Genomic DNA, 18,821 nt, shown 5'->3' with positions numbered 1-18,821 from the left:
AGGGAGAATTTTGAATTTAATCAAATATTCTCTCTATTTTAATGTCATTAAATTGACGACATTGAGCAGTAAATTCTGCTTCTTTTTAGCATAAGATATATTTGAAATCGTTATTATCAGTTGAATAAATAAGATCTTCTGAGGTGTCATTACGAAAATGGAAGAGCTGTCCATCTTCAATTTTTCCATTCCATGTTGCAACAACAATAATATCTTTTGATAATTCTTTAAGGAAAGCTAATAAATCAATTTGACTGTTTTTTGCATAAAGAATTTTTTTATTATCTAACAATAAAACTTTTTGGTGGTAAGTTGTTAAAAAGTTTTTCATCTCAGGTAGAAGTTTTTCACTTGGTGTATGATAGAAAATTTTATCAAGATCAAGAATAGGAATACCTGTTTCTTCACTATATTGACGAATGACTTTTGATTTTCCACTTCCAGGCTGTCCAATGATTAGTAAAAGTTTGTACTCTGCATGACTGATGTCTTCTATTTTTTTATTCAAATCCATTGCTATAATCTCCTTTTCTGTTTTTATTTGTTAAGAATATTATAGCATTTTCTGTAAGCGTTTTCTATGTATATCGTAAAAAAAGCTTTTTTTATCTTTTATTTATATTCTTGTAAACATAATATCAATTGACCAATTAAAATATATTCTTGAATATTTTCTATTTTGATGATACGTGGTAGATACTTTTTAGGTATATATTGAGCAATCATCTTTCTTAACTCATCAACATCAGGAATAAGAGTGCAAGAAAGAATAATAGCTTCTGGTCCAATCACAGAAGATAAAGCTGCAATTGTTTTAGATACAAGCTCTAAAGCGCCTTCAGGTGTTTTGGCAAGTGTTTGTGGTGGGGCAGAATAATTGAGTGGTAAGTACTGCACTTCTCCAGCAATATGCGCATGACCTTTCACAAGTTGTCCATTAACAATAATTCCTGCTCCCCCAAAATGGTTATTTGGCTGAAATAAGAAAATCAGTGATGAAAATTGTTGTTGAGAAGCGTAATAACCGACTGCGGCAGTATTGACATCATTATCAATGACAATATGTTGATGGTAGCGCTCCTTGAGTAGCTGATACATGTTAAAATTATTTAATCCTATGATACTTGTAGAAGCGACAAAACCATTATTGATAATACCTGGTGTTGAAATGCCAATGATTTGAATACGTGGATATTGTAATAAGATTGTATCAATGACATCATAAATGTCTTCCATGCTGATTTTAAATTTAATAATTTCATTGCTGCTGATAATATGATTTTGTTCATCATAGAGATGATAGGCAATGTGAACACGTAAACTGTTTCTAAATAGAGACAAAACAAGAATCTTTGTATTTTGATGTGGAATGACTTGTAATGGTTTGATAGTTGATTCAGTTTTAGAATCATGAGGTAACTTTTGATGTTCTAAGGCATGTCTGACAAGTTGTAAAGTTTTGGCGACATCATATTTGGCAAAAACTTGTGGAGGTACTTTTAAGACAATTTTATCTTTTAAGATTTCCTGTACTTTTGCATGCATGAATGAGATTTGTGGGGCTAATAAAATCACATCATATTCATTGCCTACATTAAATAAATCAGTATATCCAATCGCTCTGACTTCATAATGATAATCTAAAATTTGAGCTGCTTCATTAAGCTTAGAAGCAAAATAAGACGTTGTTAAACCACCACTACAACTTAATAATATTTTAATTTTTGGTTTATCAACCAATTGTAGAATATTATTCATCATTTCATTAAAAAGTTCAGTAGCATGTTTCATAGTTTTCATTTGAAAATGAAGATAAAACTCAATATTTTGAGTCATTGTATTGGTAACACTTAATTCAATAATATTTAAGGGATTAAAAATAACTTGACTGAAACTATAATTGGTTTTAATATCTATGATATTTTCATTTTTATCATCAAGATAGATTTGACATTGACTTTGATCTTGAATTAAAATCCATTGCTTAAAAAGCATTGTGTGAATATCTCTTAAAAATTCATCCATAAAAAATCCCCCTTTATCTTTATTATAGAGGGAGAAATGGATAAAATCATATATTTTGCTAAAGTAGAAAATAATTTTTTAAAAAAAGTTCTATTTATCAATATTTTTGATAAAAAACTATCATAAATTGAAGAATGAATTGTTTTGTAAATAATAATCAATGACTTCTAAAACACCTTCATCATTAAATCCTGGTGCCATCCATTGAAAATCTTTTTTCATTTCATCTTTTGCATTTGCCATCACATAGCCATATTTAACTGTTGATAACATCTCTCGATCATTGTCAGCATCACCAAAAGCCATAACTTCATCAGGTGAAATATGAAACTCTTTCATTAACAATTGAATTGCCATGCCTTTGCTGACAAAACGAGGAATAATATCAATACAGGCATGTCCGCTATCAACAATTCTGATATTTTGACTGGCAATTTGAGTCAAATCATGAATACGTTGAGTTGTATTTTGTTGAGGTAAGTAAAGCGCAAATTTCACAATAGGTTCTTTAATGAGTGAAAAGTTTTGAACTTTTTTCACATGAGGAAAATAGGGAAGAAACATTTGATAATAATGTTCAGGTAATGATTCTAATGTGTAAGATTGATTTTTTGTACATACCCAGCATAAAACATCAGGCATTGTTTGAAGTGTATCAATAATCAGTTGACTATCCTGAGAGGATATATGTGCAAAATATAGCTCTTTACCTTCACTGATAATGTAACCTCCATTTTCAGCAATATAAGTTAATTCATTTTGAATATGAGGAAAACAGTTTTGAAGTTTCTTGTATGGATTACCACTTGCTACCACAAAGCGAATGCCTCTATCTTTTAATATTTGATAAATGTGATCAAAACGTTTTTGATTATAAGATGAATTTTCATCTAAAAACGTTCCATCCATATCTACCGCAATCATTTTTATAGCCATGAATTGATTCCCCTTTATTTGATATATAAGCATTATAACATAAAAAATTAAGAAAATATTAATAAATAGACATGAAAAATATGGATAATAAAAAGAGGAGGGATTGATATGAAAACAGTTATCATAAAACCCCATCATTTTATGGATATTTTTAAATTATATGGTACAGGAATTGAAGAATTTGTTCCTGACCAAAAGATGGGACATGATTTTTATGCTATTGCTAATGCTATTATAAAAAATCCTTATTTGCTTTGCCAACTGACAATAGAAGGGGATGATATATGTAAACCATGTCATTATTATCAAAAACATCAATGTCAGGATACTCTTTTTCATATTCAAGGTATTTCAAAAAAAGGACAATATAATCAATTGTTAGATCAAAGAATTATAGAACTGTATCAGCTTTATAAAACCCAATATCAAGTGTTGGAATTATGCCAGATATTTTATCGTCATCATGAACTTATAGCGAAGGTATGGAAAGAGGAAGATGATCAGCAAGTGGAGAAACGTCGTGACTTTTTCGTAAAAGGTGTAGAAAAATACTTTTTTAAATACAAAGATGATGTCATGACAAAATATTTTGAAGATATATAAGAGTCAAAAAGATGCAATCATGTGCATCTTTTTTCTAAATATTCATAAATAGATAGATTTTTTTGTAAAAAGAACTGTTTTAAATTCTGTTCATCAATAATTTTAACATGATGATAATCTAATATCTCATAAACAGATTTTCTATCCTGCGATGTTTCCTGATATAAGGAACTATTTATTTGAAAATGATTCCCATCTCGCATATGAAATTGATAGATAATATTATAATATGTCACAGGTCCAAAACCAATGCCACCAATCTTTTTTTCAACATGGATTTTAACATTGCAAATATCTTTGTATAAATAATGTCTGGCTATTTCATGGGTTGTGTTTTCTAATACTGCTTTTATACTCTTTGCCTTCATTTTATAGCTGTCAAATATATAGAAATCAACAATTCCAAATTCATAGTATTTTTCATGAAATAATATGAATATGAAAATAATTGTCAGGAGGATAACACTCAATAAATATAAACCCCAATGTATATGAGTCATTGTATGAGTATTGATAAAATATAAAAGAAAGCTCATAGTGATCAAAGTTGTAGAAATAAATATGAATATGATTTCTTTTAGAAATTGAAAAGGGGTTGTTTTTCTTCCTAATGTGACAACAGGGTAGGGCTTTATAAATTCAGATGCTTTATGAATAATTGATTTAATTTCATCATGTGAATGAGCAGGCTGATTTTGAAATTCTCCATCAATAATTGCATCTAACAAGGGAATGTTTTTTTGATTTAAATGAAAACATTTCTGTTGAACTTCTTCTAGATTTTCAATCTTTGCTTGTAAAAATTTTAAATGTTTATTTAGTATATTTTGAAATTGATCTGGATTTAGAAGAATTGTTTGAATCATTTCTAGAGGAATATCTAAATCTCTTAAAAAATGTATTTTTCTTAATATCTGGACATCTTCCTGTGTATAATTTCTATAACCATTTTCATCTCTTTTTGGCTTTAAAAAGCCTAATTTTTCATAATAGCGTATTGTTTGAGAATTGATTTGTAATAATTTTTCGACTTCTTTGATTTTCATATGCATATCGTCCTTTCGTCTTTAAGCGTCTATGATTATATTTGAAAAGAGTTATATATGATCTCTTTTATTATAACATACACCTTTCAATAACTATAAGGTCAATATGATTTTATAAAAAAAGAGCTTATAAGCTCTTTCAGGCTGTTGACAAAGTAAAAAAGTCAACAGCTTTTAGTTTTCAAATGAAAGAATATATGGTATTATATCTATTGTCGTGGATGACTTCTTTCCAAGTACGCAAACTTTGAGGCTCCACGACCTTTTATTTTATCATCATGTCATGAAAATATGATATAATGTAAGTGCGTATTTGGAGGTAAAATATTATGGCAATGACATGTTTAAACAATCGTAAAAATGACAGCTTTATTTTGAGTACTATAGATGAATTAGTACCATCAGATCACAAGGTAAGAGAGCTTGAGGAAGCCATTGACTGGACATTTATTTATCCATTGGTAAGACCGCTCTACAGTTCTTTTGGAAGACCAAGTATCGATCCGGTGGTACTTTTTAAAATGCTTTTTATTAACTTTACATTTGGTATTCATTCCATGAGAAGAACATGTGAAGAAATCAAGGTCAATCTTGCCTACAGGTGGTTTTTAGGATTGTCCATTGATGATGAGGTTCCAAACTATTCAACCTGGTCACAGAACTATATCAGAAGATATGGAGATTCAGAAATTTTTGATGAGATTTTCAACAGGATCATCGAAGAGGCCATAGCATATGATTTTGTGGATCTTGATACAGTATTTGGAGATGGAACACATCGAAAAGCCAACGCCAATAGTAGAAAACACGAAAACAAGGTCGTGGAGATCGTCAAGAAACATTATGATGATGAACTTCTGGAAGAAATCAACAAGGATAGAGAAGAACATGGAAAAAAAGCATTAAAGGAAACAAAGGATATAGAGCTTGCATATGATGAAGAAACAGGAGAACTGATTGAAGGAAAAGGGACAAAATCCATAAAGGTAAGCAAGACAGACCCAGAAAGCGGATGCTTCCATAAGGGAGAAAAACAGAAATGCTTTGCATATACAAATCTGACATTCTGTGATAGACATGGATTTGTACTGCATAATACAGTAGCACCAGGCAATCAGCACGATAGTGTTGTTTTTCATGATGCGTATAGAGAGCTACTGAATACCTATGGAGATTCAATACATAACATCAGTCTGGATGCAGGATTCATAACACCTGCAATATGTCGAGAAATCATAGAGGATGGAATCAGACCTTATCTGCCATATAAAAGACCCATGACAAAAAAAGGATTCTTCAAGAAATATGAATATGTCTATGATGAAAAGCTAGATATTTATATATGTCCAAATAATAAGGACTTGAAATATACCACAACAAACAAATCAGGATACAGGGAATACAAATCAAATCCAAAGGATTGTGAAGGATGTCCATTCTTAGAGCAGTGTACACAGAGCAAGAATCACCAGAAGGTCATCACAAGACACGTATGGGAGGAATATAGAGAATTGGCGGATGAAATCAGATATACACCAGAATGGAAGGACATATACCCGTTAAGAAAAGAGACAATAGAAAGAGTCTATGCAGACTGCAAAGAAAAGCATGGATTAAGGTTTACGAGAATAAGAGGACTAAAGAAAAATCAACAGGAATCGTTGATTATTTTTGGCTGCCATAATTTAGGCAAATTGGCGAGAATGAAAAAAAGGAGAGGTCTCATAAATACGACCTCACCGAACAAAAAAGAAAGACATATAAGGAAAATAGTACAAATTTATCAATTTTCATAAAAAATAAAAAGAAGTGGTAGATTTAATAAAAAATTCTACCACTTTGTCAACAGCCTGAAAGAGCTTATAAGCTCTTTTTATTTAATAATTTAATTTTTTTATTTTCTTCTCTATTTCTTTGATGATTTTGATGAATTCATCATCACTTTTTCCAGTAGGGTCATCTAAATTCCAATTATCATCAAAACTTTTACCTATATATGGACAAGTAACGTTACATCCCATAGAAATAGCGATATCTACTTGAGGAATATCTTGGACTAATTTACTATATTGGTTCTGTTCCATATCAATTTGATACATGTCTTTTATAAGTCTGACAGCATCCTGATTAATTTGAGGTTTCAATTCTGTTCCACAAGAGTAAAAATCATATCTGTCACTCATAAACTTTTTTCCTAATGCTTCAGCAATTTGACTGCGACATGAATTATGAACACACACAAATGCAATTTTAAGTTTTCTTTCCATATATTTATTGACCTTTCATTTTTATTGATAAAATATGTTTGACTTCATCTGCTGATAAAACTTTCCCAAAAGAAACAACTTCTCCATTCAATACTAATGCTGGTGTGGACATAACACCATAGGATGCAATTTGAGAAAAATCAGTGATATGTTCAATTGGTAAATTAAAATTGAATTCTGATAATGCTATTCTTACTGATTCCTTTAGTTTATCACATTTTTGACATCTTGAGCCTAAGATTTTTATTCCATCATCTTTTTTTAATTCTTCAGCTTTTTTAACACTTTCCTCATCAATCTGACTACAACAACATTCCTTTTTTTCTTTCTTTTTAAATAGATTCATATACATTCTCCTTTTCATCTTTCATAATCAAACTTTGATTCCACATTAAGAATATGTTCATTGTCTTTGCTTTTTCTAACTCTCATCTATTTTTTATCCAGATACTCATTCATATATTCAATAATTTCATCAATAGGATATTCCTTACCATCTTGTCGAAGTTCTAAGCCATTACATGTACATGCTCCAATAGCATGAATAGAATACTCTATTCCTTTTTCCTTTAATAACTGATTGATATCTACTATCATATTAAAATGAACAACATTTGCCATATACTTTCCTCCTAATACAATAAAAATGAAAATATGTTAAACAAATAACCAACAACTATAATCCCTGTTGTACAGATTGCAATAAACAATGCTAGAAGTTTGGGTTTTACAGCTTTTTTTAACATAATTAATGAAGGTAAACTTAATGTTGTTACTGCCATCATAAAGGCTAATACTGTTCCAAGTAAAGCACCTTTAGCCAGTAAAGCTTCGGCGACTGGGATAGTTCCAAAAATATCAGCATACATTGGAATTCCTACAATTGTTGCTAAAATAACTCCAAAAGGATTATTTCCACCTAAGATTCCTTCTATCCATGCTTCTGGAATCCAGTTATGAATAATGGCTCCAATTCCTACACCTATCAAAATATATGGAAAAACTTTTTTAAAGGTTTCTATAACCTGCTCCTTGGCATACTGAAGACGTTCTGTTTTACTTAGATCTGGTGAGCTAATATCTACATGACTAGATTTCATAATGAATGCTTCAACATATTTTTCCATATGCATTTTTTCAATAACTATCCCGCCAATAACAGCAATAATAAGCCCAACTATAACATAGGCGACTGCAATTTTGATTCCAAAGATACTCATCAATAAAACAAGACTTCCTAAATCAACCATAGGTGAAGAAATCAAAAATGAGAAAGTGACTCCTAATGGCAAGCCAGCACTTGTAAATCCAATAAATAGTGGTATAGATGAACATGAACAAAAGGGCGTCACCGTACCTAATAAAGCAGAAATTATATTTGCTTTTATACCATGAAATCGACCTAGAATTTTCTTGCTTCTTTCTGGTGGAAAATAACTTTGAATATACGAAATCATAAAGATCAATACACATAACAATACTGTAATCTTTATAACATCATAAATAAAAAACTGAATGCTGGCTCCAATATTGGAATTGATATCTATACCAACAGAAGTTAGCAATAAAGCAATCAATTCATTGAGCCAGTTCATTCCTAAAATTTGATTTTGAAAGAATAACCAAATTTCTTTCATAGTTCCTCCTTATATCGATATATTTCGATTTATATATTTGAATTTTTGCCACCCTAATGGTGGCTTTATAAAATGAAAAATCATTTACATGCAATAATTTTTTAAATACTGGATAACTTTTTCAATCCCATCACCTGATAAAGAATAATGTGACCACTTGCCATCCTTTCTTACATTCACAACCCTTGCATCTGTTAATATTTTCATATGGTGTGATAAAGTAGATTGACTTACATCAAGAATTTCTAAAAGTTTACATGCACAATGTTCTCCATCTTTTAAAATATTAAGAATTTTTAAACGATTAGGATCACAAAATGCTTTGAAAACTTTTGCTTCCTGTTCATAATCTTTATCCATATCATCACCTCATATCTATATTCTTCGATATGATATTAACATACATATCGATGATTGTCAATGTGATAAAAATAGGAAGAAATGACAAACTGTTAATTTTATATTTTCAAATATTTTTATATAAAAACAAATGGAAATAGTATACAATATTTAAAGGAGATGATTTCTATGAAAATAATTGCATTTACAGGAGCTGGAATATCAAAACAATCCAATATTCCAACATTTATGGAAAGACCTGATATTAGAGCAAAATTATTTAGAGATTATGCAAATACGCATCATGAAGAATATAACGAAGTCATTAGACAACTGAAAGCCAATATGAATGGAGCGAAACCTAATGATGCCCATTATGCCTTAGCTCAGTATCATATTCCAGTGATTACCATGAATATTGATGGTTTACATAAACTTGCTGGCAGTGATGCTTTAGAAATGCATGGTGGTTTACCTGACGATGATGAAATGGACATTGCCTGGTCATTATATAATAAACCTGTATTATATGGAGATCCTGCACCAAATTACCAAAAAGCTTATGAAATGGTATATCATTTAGAACCGGATGATGTCTTTTTGGTGATTGGGTGTTCTTATCATACAGCGATTGCGGTTGATTTAAGAGAAGTTGCGAAAAGTCGAGGGGCAAGAATTATTGAAATCCAGGAAGATGCTGCTCATAATGTCAGAAAAGTATTAGAAAAACTTATGAAATAAGTAGGTATTGATGGTGAAAAAAGTGATGGAAGAGAAAAAAGGTATTGCTTGATCATATTGATAAGATTCATACGACAGAATTAGGAATAGAAAGAATAAAAAGAAACTTAAAACTTGATACACAAGATGTTGTGGCGTACTGTCGAAATAAGATTTTAGACAAAAATTGTCATATTTATAAACGTGGTAAAAATTGGTATTGTGAGGTTGAGCAAATCAAGATCACTATCAATTCATTGAGTTATACAATTATAACTGCACATAGAATGACATAAACAGTTATCAAATAAAAAATATGAAAGAACGGAGATTCTTTTAATGAAAAAGGATATTCAAAAATGTTTGGAAATATATAAAGAACAGTTAAATCAAGGATATATACAAACTGCTTATTTGACTTTGATTCAATATGTTGGACAATTAAAAATCAAAATTTCCTAAAGATTATAAAACAGGAAATATCTCATTTGGATATTTAGATTATACTTATTTTGCTTTTTTTAATCAGTATTTAAGAGATCAAAAACTAAGGTTTGGAATTGTATTAAATCATGAAAACTTCAATTTGAATTATGGTTGATGGGACAAAATGCAGATATTCAAAGAAAATACTGGAAAATATTACAGAAAACAAAATGGAATCATAATCAAAAAATAATGCCTAAATATTCCATTGTAGAAATTGTTTTAGAAACAAACATAGATTTTGAAAATCAGGAAAGCATGACGCATCATATTATTGAGCGTTCAGTTTCTTTAGCATCACAAATACAAGAATATTTAATACAAATCCATAATGAATAATATATAGTCAAATCATTGTTTTATTCATGAATGGTGTGGATTCAAAAATATTTTCATATAAGTTTAAAAGAATGAGCATCAAAATATAGAGGTGTGTTGATATGGAAATTAAAGAAATTAAGAAAAATAAAAAACAATTTCTTTCATTGTTGCTTTTGGCTGATGAACAGGAAGATATGATAGATCAGTATCTTGAACGTGGAACAATGTATGTATTAGATGATGATGGTATTCAATGTGAATGTGTTGTGACTGATGAAGGTCATGGAATTCTTGAAATCAAAAATATAGCAACTAAGCCAGAAGCACAGGGAAAAGGATATGGGCGTATTTTGATAGAATTTATTGTTGAAAAATATAAAGAAAAATATTCTGTTTTACAAGTTGGTACAGGAGACAGTCCTTTGACAATTCCTTTTTATGAAAAATGTGGTTTTATCCGTTCACATAGTATTCAAAATTTTTTTATAGACCATTATGACCATCCTATATATGAGCAGGGTATTCAATTGATAGATATGATCTATTTACAAAGAAAGCTATAGATAGGTAAGATACAAAGGGTATGTAGAATATGTCGAAATGACATTAGCTAAATTAATAAAGATTTGTGATAAATGATGAAAGATGCATGATTATAGTTGATGATAAGTTCAATTCTAAAAATAGAATAATGATGGTTTATAGTAAACTGTATAATAAAAAAATCAAGTCATTATAACTTGATTTTTTCGTATTGCAATAATTGTTCACGTGCTTTTGTGTAATGCTTTAATTGTATAACAATTTGTTTACGTGTTTGTGTCGTAATATATTCAGCACTCACTATCGCAAATATTAATGCTACAACCATAAAGATAGGTGTAGAATATAAGAAAAATGCACTATGTGTTAATAAATATAAAACAATCAAACATGCAACAATAGATAATGTTTTGATTAAAATACGAATGCTTAAAAAGCGGGCATACATATCATTTCTAATATTCTGATATGTGTCTTGTAATAATGTAATAATTTCAGAGCATTTTTCAAGTGTTAATTCATAATCATTAATATTTGTACGAACATCAACTTTAATTGACATCTCTCAAACCTCCTCTTACACATCGACTACATTATAACACCGTTTGAAAAAAAATAAAGAGATTTACTTCAAATATAAAACATTGTATACTAAATACGGGTGATTCGATGAAAGCTTTAGGCCATTTCAAAACAATAACAAAACATAAATGGAAAGTCATGAAACTATGCTTTCGTATTGGTTTATATAAACAGGGTCTACTACATGATATGTCAAAATATTCATGGTGTGAATTTTCTACAGGAATCAAGTATTACCAAGGGGATAAGTCGCCAAATTCTGTAGAACGTCGTGACAAAGGTTATTCTTTAGCCTGGTTACATCACAAGGGAAGAAATAAACATCATTGGGAATTTTGGGTCGATTTTACACGCAATGGTTTGCAGCCTGCCAAAATGCCGACACGCTATGTTTTAGAAATGTTTTGTGATCGTATAGCAGCCAGTCAGACTTATCAAGGTGATAAATATCAAGATACATTTCCACTCGCTTATTATGAAAGGGGAAAATATTCTTATATTATGCACCCTGATACACGTGCTTTTTTAGAACATCTTTTACATTATCTTCATGATCATGGCTTAGATCAAACCATTGTATATATTCGTACACATCCAGAATGGAAGAAAAAATCATAACATGTATTCTTTTTCATATAGTATTTATAGGTGATACTATGAAAAAAATCATGTTTTTTTTGTGCTTTTTATTATGTATAGTCAATGTACATGCCGTTGATTTTCAAGGTCAATCATATATTGTGATGGAAAGTACTCAACACAATGTATTAGAAGGAAAAAATATTCATGAAGTCCAGAGTGTTGCTTCCATATCTAAGATTATGACAGCAATTGTTGCGATTGAAAATGGACAACTGGATGATGAATATGAGATTGGTGAAGAAGTCAATGAAGCATGGGGAAGTGGCATCTATATACATATAGGTGACCGCATTAATTTAAGAGATTTATTGCATGGTTTATTACTGAGAAGTGGAAATGATGCAGCTAATGTGATTGCAAAAAATGTTGGTGGAAGTATTGAACACTTTGCTGAAATGATGAATCAAAAGGCTCAGGAACTTCATATGACAGATACACATTTTTCTAATCCAACTGGTTTGGATGAAGAAGATGATGGAAATCAGTCCAGTGTTTATGATATGGCTTTGCTTATGTCTTATTGTAGTCAAAATCCTATTTTCAATGATATTGTCATGAAAGAAACTTATAAACGTGAAGATGGTGGGGGAACATGGCATAACAAAAATAGATTGCTGGAAGAATATGAGTATTGTGTTGGAGGAAAAACAGGATATACCAAAAAAGCAAAACGTACCTTAGTCACACGTGCAATTAAAGATGATGTTTCTTTAGTTATTGTGACGTTTAATTGTGGAAATGATTTTGAGTTTCATCAAAAAAAGTATGAAGAATGTTTTCAAAAATATCAAAATGTACTGGTTTTATCTAAAGGAATCTATCAGTATCACGGTCATTCATTTCTCATTGATCAGGATCTTTATTATTGTGGACAGGAAAGCCAAAATGTATCGCTGCAATCACAGGGTGATATATTAAAAGTTTATGTAAATGAAAATCCTATCTATGAAGTCAATCAGCAAAATGCTTTACAAATGATTTTTCAATATGCATGGATGTTGTTTGGAGAATGCATGAATGGCTAGAATCTGGAAATGGAGTGTTGTTGTCTTTTTGTTGATTGGTTTATGTCGTCATCAGGAAGAAGCCATGATGACAGCTTTAATGGATACACCATTTATGGTATGGGATTTACTTTTAAATGTGTTACTGGCAGCTTGTTTATGGGGTGGTTTTTTAAACATTATTCAAAAAACAGGATTCATGAATTATTTTTCAATTATTTTTAGACCATTGTTTTGTGTCATTTATGGACCAGTCATGAAACATGATGATGTTTATACTTATCTCTCTTCTAATGTGATTGCAAATCTTTTAGGTTTAGGAACACTTGCGACTTTGAGTGGTATTAAAGCTTTTCAAAAACTTCAGGAATACAATCCTCATCCACAACGTCCAAGTCGTGAAATGCTGACTTTAGTGATTATCAATACAGCAGGATTATGTTTATTTCCATCAACATTATTTATGATCAGAAAACAAATGGGCTCACAGGATATTTATGCATTTTATCCATATATGTTAGTTATTGGTATTACAATTATTATCATTGGATTGATTATACAAAGGGTGATTGATCATGAATAAGATTGTTTTTATTTTATTACTCTGTGTCTTTATTGATGGTTTAATCAAACATTATCCTTTATTTGATTTGTTTATTGAAGGGGTCAAAGACGCTTTGACATTATTTCAGACACTTTTTACAACATTAATGGCATTTATGGTTTTTGTACAATTACTTCAAAGTAGTGGAACTATTGAACTTTTGAGTCATCTTTTTCAGCCAGTGTTACAATTCTTACAGATTCCCATTGATATACTTGTACTCGGTTTGTTAAGACCTGTCAGTGCCAATGCTTCATTATCATATCTCTATTCGTTTTATGAAATGTTTGGTGTTGATCATCCTTTAAGTTTACTAGCAACACTTATTCAAAGTGGCAGTGATACAACATTTTATGTTGTGACACTTTATTTTTCTTCTATTCATATGAAGAAAACCCGTTATGCTTTACCTGTAGGTTTAACGATGGATTTTTTGTCTGTCATATTTGCGATTGTGATTTATTTAAAAATGTTTGTATAATTTGATAAACTATGTATAATGATAGGGAAAGGACGTGATACTGTGGAAAGACTACAAAAAGCAATTGCAGCGAGTGGATATACTTCAAGAAGAAAAGCTGAAGATCTTATTCGTCAAGGGAGAGTCGAAGTCAATGGTGAAGTCGTAAGTGAGTTGGGCTTTAAAGTCAAAAAAGGAGATTTGATCATGATTGACGGAAAGGCTCTTCAAAGTGAAAATAAAGTTTATTATGTATTTTATAAACCTAAGGGATGTATTTGTTCATTAAGTGATGAACTGGGAAGAAAAACGGTTATTGATTATTTGCCTGATGTGAAGGAACGTATTTATCCAGTGGGAAGATTGGATTATGATACATCTGGTTTATTGTTGATGACGAATGATGGAGAGTTTGCAAATTTAATGATGCATCCCTCATCACATTTAGAAAAGGTTTATGAAGTAAGTGTTAAAGGTTTGGTTAATGGTTTGACTGTTCGTCAATTAGAAAAAGGTATTTATCTTGAAGGAGTCAAGACATTACCTTGTCGCATTAAGATTGTTGGTAAAGATGAAGAACATGGAACAACCATGTTAATGATTAAATTGATTGAAGGAAAGAATCGACAGGTTAAGAAAATGTTTGAAGCTGTTGATCATCCAGTTAAAAGATTACATCGTTTACGTGTGGGAACAGTTGATTTAAAAGGATTAAGACCAGGACAATATCGTATGTTAAAACCTCAAGAAGTTAAAGAATTAAAGACGATGGCATTATCTAAGAAAAATGCTAGAAATCGTTAAATAAAGGGATATCTTGCAAGAGATATCTTTTTTTGTCGTTATTTGTATGATGAAGTTTATTGAAGACTGATATGAAGTGATTATAATAGAAAGCAAGGAGGATGAAATATGCGTAGTGTTGTTTTAGAACCGGGAAAAACAAATGTTTGTGGTATCTGTGGGGCTAAAGAGCCTTTTATTGAATATAAAGAATTAGAAGGTATTCATTTTATATGGTGTAATAAATGTCATACAATTAGCTTTTTTAAACCACCACAAAATGAAATGAAAAAACATTTAATTGAAAACGAAATGAATTCTTATCCATTAAAAAAAGAGCCTTAAGCTCTTTTTTTATCTTATTCATTAACAATTGCATCAACTGGACAAGATGCTGCAGCTTCTTTTGCAGCTTCTTCTAATTCAGCTGGAACTTCACCTAGAATGTTTTCTGCTAATCCGTCAGCGTTTAAATCAAAAACTTCTGGACATACTGCTGTGCAAGAACCACAACCAATACAATTTTCATTAACTTTATACATTTTTATTACCTCCTATTCATACGCCTATTATATACTAAATAGAATTATTTTAAAAGTTTATTTTATAATTTTTTATAGTTATGTTATAATGAGGGCGGTGATGCGAAATGGAGAAACAAACAAGAATTAATAAATATAAAGAATTAAGAGATGAAATGAAAGAAGAGGTAGCAATTGATCGTCAGATGACATATGAACAGGATGATGAAGAAGATGATTTTTTAGCTTTTTTACCTCAAAATCAAAAGAAAGATATTCAGGATACATTGATGGAACCTTTATCATATGAAACATTAAAGCCTGATAATGAGGAAATTAAATCTGCTTTAAATGAAGCAAAAGTGAATGTTGGTAAAGAACAATATAATACACGTTTAGATATTTTAAATAAAATTAAACAATCTGAGGAACATCAGCCTCAACATGCACAAACGTCTCAAACACAGGAAATAAAGGCTGAACCACAAAAGAAAATGTCTTTATTAGAAAAATTAGCTGCAATGTCGCCAGAAGAAGATGCCGAGGAGTTAAAGAAATATGAAGAAGGTTTGACTATTGCGGATTTTATGAAGGAAGATAAGAAAAAAACAAAACGTGAAAAAGTTGAAAAAACAAAACCAGAAAAAGTAGAAAAAACTAAACATAAAGAAGAAGTGAAAGTTAAAAAACAAAGAGAACAAATTGTAGAAGAAGATACAGAAGAAGAAAAAGATAGTAAATTAGTGACAATTTTAAATTATGTGATTATTGTTTTTATTGTGATCTTTATTGTTTTAGCATTCTTTATTGCTAAACAGTTGTTTTTTTAAAGAATTCAGTTGGTTTTGAAAAGTGAGGTTATAGAATATGACGAAAAGAATTTCAATTGCTATTGATGGTCCAGCTGCTGCTGGAAAATCAACGATTGCCAAAATGGTAGCTAAGAATTTAAATTATACATATATTGATACCGGAGCTATGTATCGTTGTGTCGCTTATTATGCCTGGTTAAATCATATTGATTTCCATGATGAACAAGGTGTATCAGCACTTTTAAAGGATATAGATATTCAAATGTTTCCAGATGGAACGATTCAATTGAATCATGAAGATGTCACATCATCTATTCGTGAAAATGAAGTGTCAATGGGAGCAAGTATTGTTTCTCAATATGAAGCAGTCAGAACTTTTCTCGTTGATAAGCAGCGACAAATGGCTCAAGGTGGCGGTGTGATTTTAGATGGTAGAGATATTGGAACGGTTGTTTTAAAAGATGCTGAGTTAAAGATTTATCAGGTTGCCAGCATTGAATGTCGAGCATTACGTCGTCATAAAGAGAACTTGCAAAGAGGTCTTGAATCCAATTTAGAAGACATTCAAAAAGAGATTGCTTTAAGAGATGAACAAGATATGAATCGTCTTATTTCTCCTTTAAAAAAAGCTGATGATGCCATTGAAATTGATACATCAGACATGACATTGGAAGAAGTTGTTGCAAAAGTGATGCAACTTGTAGAACAGAGAGTATAGGGAGTGAATAATCATGAGAAAAGGAATTGTAGCAATTGTAGGACGAGCGAATGTTGGGAAATCAACAATTTTTAATCGTATTGTTGGTCAACGCATTTCCATTGTTGAAGATACTCCAGGTGTTACACGTGATCGTATCTATGCGGATGCATCATGGCTGACACGTGATTTTAAAATCATTGATACAGGTGGAATTGAATTAGAAAATGCTTCTTTTACTGAACAAATCAAAATGCAGGCTGAAATCGCTATAGAAGAAGCAGATATTATTTTATTTGTTGTCAATGGTCGTGAAGGTGTTACAAAAGAAGATCTTTTCGTTGCTCGTTTACTACAAAAATCAAGAAAACCAATTGTATTAGCTGTTAATAAGATAGATGATCAGAAATTTAAAGATAATATTTATGATTTTTATAGTTTAGGTATTGGTGATCCAATTGCAGTATCAGGAAGTCATGGTATTGGTATTGGAGATGTTTTAGATGAAATTATTCATCAATTGCCTGCTGTGGATGAAAAAAAAGAAGATGATGTTATTCGTTTTTCAGTGATTGGAAGACCAAATGTTGGAAAATCTTCTTTAACGAATGCCATTTTAGGTGAAGAACGTGTCATTGTATCAGATATTGAAGGAACAACACGTGATGCTATTGATACACCTTTTGAAAAAGATGGACAGAAGTATTGTGTTGTTGATACAGCAGGAATGCGTAAAAAAGGAAAAATTTATGAAAATGTTGAAAAGTATTCTGTTTTACGTGCTTTATCAGCTGTAGAAAAAAGTGATGTTGTCTTAATGGTTATTGATGGGAATCAAGGAATTATCGAACAAGATAAACATGTAGCTGGATATGCCCATGAAGCTGGAAAAGCTGTTATTCTGGTAGTTAATAAATGGGATCTGATTGAAAAAGATTCTAAGACAATGAAAAAAATGGAAAGTCAGATTCGTGAACAATTCAAATATTTGGATTATGCCCCTATTATTTTTGTATCGGCTAAAGATAAAAAACGTGTTCATTTGTTGTTGCCGATGATTCAGGAGGTTTATGCCAATAGTCAAAAACGTGTTGTGACAAGTGTTTTAAATGATGTTTTGATTGATGCACAAACAATGAATCCAACAACAACATTTAATGGTGGACGTTTAAAAATCTATTATGCCAATCAGGTCAGTGTCTGTCCACCAACATTTGTTTTGTTTACAAATGATCCTCAATACTTACATTTTAGCTATAAGCGATATTTAGAAAATCGTTTACGTGATGCTTTTGGTTTTGAAGGAACACCTATTCATATTCTTTGTAGAAAAAGAGATTAAAAAATACACTTTTTAACATCGAAAGTTCATCGAAAATTTGAATCATATAAAAATAGGAATGACTGTACAATGAAAGCTTTGTCAATGGAAAAGCTGAACAATCATTTATATATGTGCATATATTAATCTTGGGTGATTCAAATGGATAAACAAGATAAATTATTGGATAAGGTATCGCAGAAAACGAATGTGTCTAAAGCTGATATTTTATCATTAGCAAATGATTTACAGACAAAAGACTTAAAAGATGAGCAAAATATCAGAGAATTTGTCAATAAGATTTCACGTTTGACAAATAGACAGGTGAAACCTGAACAAATGGATAAGATCATTCATATTATTCAAAACAATCAGGTCCCTTCCGATATAGATAAGCTTGTAAAATGATATTTTGGCTTGAAAAGGAATATAAGACAAGCTATAATGGAAATGATGAAGGGAAGTGGAAGGA

General features: G+C 30.6%; 27 protein-coding genes and 1 pseudogene. 17 read left to right on the top strand and 11 right to left on the bottom strand.

Annotated features, from left to right (window positions below; genetic code table 11):
- Positions 1 to 85 precede the first annotated feature (85 nt).
- From brxF to E0K96_RS08040, 3 genes are all read right to left on the bottom strand, one after another.
- Positions 86 to 514, bottom strand: a complete 429-nt coding sequence (brxF, locus tag E0K96_RS08050; RefSeq protein ID WP_087244158.1) for a BREX-3 system P-loop-containing protein BrxF — start codon at positions 512 to 514, stop codon at positions 86 to 88.
- Between the two features lie 98 nt (positions 515 to 612).
- Positions 613 to 2,025: an ROK family protein gene (locus E0K96_RS08045; RefSeq protein ID WP_168082450.1), complete on the bottom strand. Its 1,413-nt coding sequence runs from the start codon at positions 2,023 to 2,025 to the stop codon at positions 613 to 615.
- 120 nt (positions 2,026 to 2,145) lie between these two features.
- Entirely contained in the window at positions 2,146 to 2,961 is an 816-nt protein-coding gene (locus tag E0K96_RS08040; protein ID WP_168082448.1) for a Cof-type HAD-IIB family hydrolase, read from the bottom strand.
- A gap of 108 nt (positions 2,962 to 3,069) precedes the next feature.
- Here E0K96_RS08040 and E0K96_RS12115 point away from each other — a divergent pair, with 108 nt between their 5' ends.
- A complete protein-coding gene (locus E0K96_RS12115; RefSeq protein WP_206080659.1) occupies positions 3,070 to 3,564 on the top strand; it encodes a hypothetical protein in 495 nt (164 codons plus the stop codon).
- 17 nt (positions 3,565 to 3,581) lie between these two features.
- On the opposite strand, the gene E0K96_RS08030 is transcribed toward E0K96_RS12115, so the two are convergent.
- On the bottom strand, positions 3,582 to 4,610 hold the full coding sequence (locus tag E0K96_RS08030; protein ID WP_158097296.1) for a MerR family transcriptional regulator: 1,029 nt from the start codon (positions 4,608 to 4,610) through the stop codon (positions 3,582 to 3,584).
- 329 nt (positions 4,611 to 4,939) lie between these two features.
- Here E0K96_RS08030 and E0K96_RS08025 point away from each other — a divergent pair, with 329 nt between their 5' ends.
- Positions 4,940 to 6,406, top strand: a complete 1,467-nt coding sequence (locus E0K96_RS08025; protein ID WP_370519895.1) for an IS1182 family transposase — start codon at positions 4,940 to 4,942, stop codon at positions 6,404 to 6,406.
- Between the two features lie 81 nt (positions 6,407 to 6,487).
- Here the strand turns inward: E0K96_RS08025 and E0K96_RS08020 are convergent, their stop codons facing one another.
- From E0K96_RS08020 to E0K96_RS08000, 5 genes are all read right to left on the bottom strand, one after another.
- The gene (locus tag E0K96_RS08020; protein WP_168082446.1) at positions 6,488 to 6,877 is read right to left on the bottom strand and encodes an arsenate reductase/protein-tyrosine-phosphatase family protein; all 390 of its coding nucleotides are present in this window, start codon (positions 6,875 to 6,877) and stop codon (positions 6,488 to 6,490) included.
- Between the two features lie 4 nt (positions 6,878 to 6,881).
- Positions 6,882 to 7,223, bottom strand: a complete 342-nt coding sequence (locus E0K96_RS08015) for a thioredoxin family protein (RefSeq protein ID WP_168082444.1) — start codon at positions 7,221 to 7,223, stop codon at positions 6,882 to 6,884.
- 86 nt (positions 7,224 to 7,309) lie between these two features.
- Complete coding sequence (locus E0K96_RS08010) at positions 7,310 to 7,498, bottom strand: RDAC family protein (RefSeq protein ID WP_240924473.1); 189 nt, start codon at positions 7,496 to 7,498, stop codon at positions 7,310 to 7,312.
- An 11-nt stretch (positions 7,499 to 7,509) separates the two neighbouring features.
- The gene (locus E0K96_RS08005; RefSeq protein ID WP_168082442.1) at positions 7,510 to 8,514 is read right to left on the bottom strand and encodes a permease; all 1,005 of its coding nucleotides are present in this window, start codon (positions 8,512 to 8,514) and stop codon (positions 7,510 to 7,512) included.
- 84 nt (positions 8,515 to 8,598) lie between these two features.
- On the bottom strand, positions 8,599 to 8,874 hold the full coding sequence (locus E0K96_RS08000; protein ID WP_087304882.1) for an ArsR/SmtB family transcription factor: 276 nt from the start codon (positions 8,872 to 8,874) through the stop codon (positions 8,599 to 8,601).
- A 168-nt stretch (positions 8,875 to 9,042) separates the two neighbouring features.
- On the opposite strand from E0K96_RS08000, the gene E0K96_RS07995 reads away from it, so the two are divergent.
- The 5 genes and pseudogenes from E0K96_RS07995 to E0K96_RS07980 all read left to right on the top strand — a co-directional run bounded on the left by E0K96_RS07995 (position 9,043) and on the right by E0K96_RS07980 (position 10,943).
- Complete coding sequence (locus tag E0K96_RS07995) at positions 9,043 to 9,594, top strand: Sir2 family NAD-dependent protein deacetylase (RefSeq protein ID WP_168082440.1); 552 nt, start codon at positions 9,043 to 9,045, stop codon at positions 9,592 to 9,594.
- Positions 9,595 to 9,638: 44 nt separating this feature from the next.
- Positions 9,639 to 9,869: a DUF3781 domain-containing protein gene (locus E0K96_RS07990; RefSeq protein WP_168082438.1), complete on the top strand. Its 231-nt coding sequence runs from the start codon at positions 9,639 to 9,641 to the stop codon at positions 9,867 to 9,869.
- Positions 9,870 to 9,912: 43 nt separating this feature from the next.
- Positions 9,913 to 10,035 carry a DUF7000 family protein gene (locus E0K96_RS12260; protein ID WP_255456844.1) on the top strand — a complete coding sequence of 41 codons (123 nt, stop codon included), beginning with the start codon at positions 9,913 to 9,915 and terminating at the stop codon, positions 10,033 to 10,035.
- Between the two features lie 19 nt (positions 10,036 to 10,054).
- Positions 10,055 to 10,398 (top strand): annotated as a pseudogene (locus E0K96_RS07985) (DUF7000 family protein).
- Between the two features lie 101 nt (positions 10,399 to 10,499).
- A complete protein-coding gene (locus E0K96_RS07980; RefSeq protein ID WP_087244170.1) occupies positions 10,500 to 10,943 on the top strand; it encodes a GNAT family N-acetyltransferase in 444 nt (147 codons plus the stop codon).
- A gap of 170 nt (positions 10,944 to 11,113) precedes the next feature.
- On the opposite strand, the gene E0K96_RS07975 is transcribed toward E0K96_RS07980, so the two are convergent.
- Positions 11,114 to 11,485: a hypothetical protein gene (locus E0K96_RS07975; RefSeq protein WP_087244171.1), complete on the bottom strand. Its 372-nt coding sequence runs from the start codon at positions 11,483 to 11,485 to the stop codon at positions 11,114 to 11,116.
- A gap of 107 nt (positions 11,486 to 11,592) precedes the next feature.
- Here E0K96_RS07975 and E0K96_RS07970 point away from each other — a divergent pair, with 107 nt between their 5' ends.
- From E0K96_RS07970 to E0K96_RS07945, 6 genes are all read left to right on the top strand, one after another.
- The gene (locus E0K96_RS07970; RefSeq protein WP_087244172.1) at positions 11,593 to 12,123 is read left to right on the top strand and encodes a DUF5662 family protein; all 531 of its coding nucleotides are present in this window, start codon (positions 11,593 to 11,595) and stop codon (positions 12,121 to 12,123) included.
- A 38-nt stretch (positions 12,124 to 12,161) separates the two neighbouring features.
- The gene (locus tag E0K96_RS07965; protein ID WP_168082434.1) at positions 12,162 to 13,172 is read left to right on the top strand and encodes a D-alanyl-D-alanine carboxypeptidase family protein; all 1,011 of its coding nucleotides are present in this window, start codon (positions 12,162 to 12,164) and stop codon (positions 13,170 to 13,172) included.
- Entirely contained in the window at positions 13,165 to 13,734 is a 570-nt protein-coding gene (locus E0K96_RS07960) for a hypothetical protein (RefSeq protein WP_168082432.1), read from the top strand. Before E0K96_RS07965 ends, E0K96_RS07960 begins: the two co-directional genes overlap by 8 nt.
- Positions 13,727 to 14,236 (top strand): spore maturation protein B, encoded by a 510-nt coding sequence (locus tag E0K96_RS07955; RefSeq protein ID WP_168082430.1) that lies wholly within the window; start codon positions 13,727 to 13,729, stop codon positions 14,234 to 14,236. Before E0K96_RS07960 ends, E0K96_RS07955 begins: the two co-directional genes overlap by 8 nt.
- Positions 14,237 to 14,278: 42 nt before the next feature.
- Positions 14,279 to 15,019, top strand: a complete 741-nt coding sequence (locus E0K96_RS07950; protein WP_087244176.1) for a pseudouridine synthase — start codon at positions 14,279 to 14,281, stop codon at positions 15,017 to 15,019.
- Between the two features lie 108 nt (positions 15,020 to 15,127).
- Positions 15,128 to 15,343, top strand: coding sequence for a hypothetical protein (locus E0K96_RS07945; protein ID WP_087244177.1), 216 nt, complete (start codon positions 15,128 to 15,130; stop codon positions 15,341 to 15,343).
- A 14-nt stretch (positions 15,344 to 15,357) separates the two neighbouring features.
- On the opposite strand, the gene E0K96_RS07940 is transcribed toward E0K96_RS07945, so the two are convergent.
- On the bottom strand, positions 15,358 to 15,540 hold the full coding sequence (locus E0K96_RS07940; RefSeq protein WP_087244178.1) for a ferredoxin: 183 nt from the start codon (positions 15,538 to 15,540) through the stop codon (positions 15,358 to 15,360).
- A 107-nt stretch (positions 15,541 to 15,647) separates the two neighbouring features.
- Here E0K96_RS07940 and E0K96_RS07935 point away from each other — a divergent pair, with 107 nt between their 5' ends.
- The 4 genes from E0K96_RS07935 to E0K96_RS07920 all read left to right on the top strand — a co-directional run bounded on the left by E0K96_RS07935 (position 15,648) and on the right by E0K96_RS07920 (position 18,757).
- Positions 15,648 to 16,349 carry a hypothetical protein gene (locus tag E0K96_RS07935; protein WP_143746774.1) on the top strand — a complete coding sequence of 234 codons (702 nt, stop codon included), beginning with the start codon at positions 15,648 to 15,650 and terminating at the stop codon, positions 16,347 to 16,349.
- Positions 16,350 to 16,386: 37 nt separating this feature from the next.
- On the top strand, positions 16,387 to 17,049 hold the full coding sequence (gene cmk, locus E0K96_RS07930) for a (d)CMP kinase (protein ID WP_087244179.1): 663 nt from the start codon (positions 16,387 to 16,389) through the stop codon (positions 17,047 to 17,049).
- A gap of 13 nt (positions 17,050 to 17,062) precedes the next feature.
- Positions 17,063 to 18,370, top strand: a complete 1,308-nt coding sequence (der, locus tag E0K96_RS07925; protein WP_168082428.1) for a ribosome biogenesis GTPase Der — start codon at positions 17,063 to 17,065, stop codon at positions 18,368 to 18,370.
- Between the two features lie 141 nt (positions 18,371 to 18,511).
- Entirely contained in the window at positions 18,512 to 18,757 is a 246-nt protein-coding gene (locus E0K96_RS07920; RefSeq protein ID WP_087297584.1) for a stage VI sporulation protein F, read from the top strand.
- Positions 18,758 to 18,821 lie beyond the last annotated feature (64 nt).

Source organism: Massilimicrobiota sp. SW1139, assembly GCF_012027715.1.
GTDB classification, from domain to species: domain Bacteria; phylum Bacillota_I; class Bacilli_A; order Erysipelotrichales; family Coprobacillaceae; genus Allocoprobacillus; species Allocoprobacillus merdigallinarum.
This window is presented reverse-complemented; position numbering and strand designations above follow the sequence as displayed.

What these genes read in the sequence shown, in the direction of transcription:
- brxF (WP_087244158.1), bottom strand. Translation starts at nt 514, where the DNA reads ATGGATTTGAATAAAAAAATAGAAGACATCAGTCATGCAGAGTACAAA.
- E0K96_RS08045 (WP_168082450.1), bottom strand. Translation starts at nt 2,025, where the DNA reads ATGGATGAATTTTTAAGAGATATTCACACAATGCTTTTTAAGCAATGG.
- E0K96_RS08040 (WP_168082448.1), bottom strand. Translation starts at nt 2,961, where the DNA reads ATGGCTATAAAAATGATTGCGGTAGATATGGATGGAACGTTTTTAGAT.
- E0K96_RS12115 (WP_206080659.1), top strand. Translation starts at nt 3,070, where the DNA reads ATGAAAACAGTTATCATAAAACCCCATCATTTTATGGATATTTTTAAA.
- E0K96_RS08030 (WP_158097296.1), bottom strand. Translation starts at nt 4,610, where the DNA reads ATGAAAATCAAAGAAGTCGAAAAATTATTACAAATCAATTCTCAAACA.
- E0K96_RS08025 (WP_370519895.1), top strand. Translation starts at nt 4,940, where the DNA reads ATGGCAATGACATGTTTAAACAATCGTAAAAATGACAGCTTTATTTTG.
- E0K96_RS08020 (WP_168082446.1), bottom strand. Translation starts at nt 6,877, where the DNA reads ATGGAAAGAAAACTTAAAATTGCATTTGTGTGTGTTCATAATTCATGT.
- E0K96_RS08015 (WP_168082444.1), bottom strand. Translation starts at nt 7,223, where the DNA reads ATGAATCTATTTAAAAAGAAAGAAAAAAAGGAATGTTGTTGTAGTCAG.
- E0K96_RS08010 (WP_240924473.1), bottom strand. Translation starts at nt 7,498, where the DNA reads ATGGCAAATGTTGTTCATTTTAATATGATAGTAGATATCAATCAGTTA.
- E0K96_RS08005 (WP_168082442.1), bottom strand. Translation starts at nt 8,514, where the DNA reads ATGAAAGAAATTTGGTTATTCTTTCAAAATCAAATTTTAGGAATGAAC.
- E0K96_RS08000 (WP_087304882.1), bottom strand. Translation starts at nt 8,874, where the DNA reads ATGGATAAAGATTATGAACAGGAAGCAAAAGTTTTCAAAGCATTTTGT.
- E0K96_RS07995 (WP_168082440.1), top strand. Translation starts at nt 9,043, where the DNA reads ATGAAAATAATTGCATTTACAGGAGCTGGAATATCAAAACAATCCAAT.
- E0K96_RS12260 (WP_255456844.1), top strand. Translation starts at nt 9,913, where the DNA reads ATGAAAAAGGATATTCAAAAATGTTTGGAAATATATAAAGAACAGTTA.
- E0K96_RS07980 (WP_087244170.1), top strand. Translation starts at nt 10,500, where the DNA reads ATGGAAATTAAAGAAATTAAGAAAAATAAAAAACAATTTCTTTCATTG.
- E0K96_RS07975 (WP_087244171.1), bottom strand. Translation starts at nt 11,485, where the DNA reads ATGTCAATTAAAGTTGATGTTCGTACAAATATTAATGATTATGAATTA.
- E0K96_RS07970 (WP_087244172.1), top strand. Translation starts at nt 11,593, where the DNA reads ATGAAAGCTTTAGGCCATTTCAAAACAATAACAAAACATAAATGGAAA.
- E0K96_RS07965 (WP_168082434.1), top strand. Translation starts at nt 12,162, where the DNA reads ATGAAAAAAATCATGTTTTTTTTGTGCTTTTTATTATGTATAGTCAAT.
- E0K96_RS07960 (WP_168082432.1), top strand. Translation starts at nt 13,165, where the DNA reads ATGGCTAGAATCTGGAAATGGAGTGTTGTTGTCTTTTTGTTGATTGGT.
- E0K96_RS07955 (WP_168082430.1), top strand. Translation starts at nt 13,727, where the DNA reads ATGAATAAGATTGTTTTTATTTTATTACTCTGTGTCTTTATTGATGGT.
- E0K96_RS07945 (WP_087244177.1), top strand. Translation starts at nt 15,128, where the DNA reads ATGCGTAGTGTTGTTTTAGAACCGGGAAAAACAAATGTTTGTGGTATC.
- E0K96_RS07940 (WP_087244178.1), bottom strand. Translation starts at nt 15,540, where the DNA reads ATGTATAAAGTTAATGAAAATTGTATTGGTTGTGGTTCTTGCACAGCA.
- E0K96_RS07935 (WP_143746774.1), top strand. Translation starts at nt 15,648, where the DNA reads ATGGAGAAACAAACAAGAATTAATAAATATAAAGAATTAAGAGATGAA.
- cmk (WP_087244179.1), top strand. Translation starts at nt 16,387, where the DNA reads ATGACGAAAAGAATTTCAATTGCTATTGATGGTCCAGCTGCTGCTGGA.
- der (WP_168082428.1), top strand. Translation starts at nt 17,063, where the DNA reads ATGAGAAAAGGAATTGTAGCAATTGTAGGACGAGCGAATGTTGGGAAA.
- E0K96_RS07920 (WP_087297584.1), top strand. Translation starts at nt 18,512, where the DNA reads ATGGATAAACAAGATAAATTATTGGATAAGGTATCGCAGAAAACGAAT.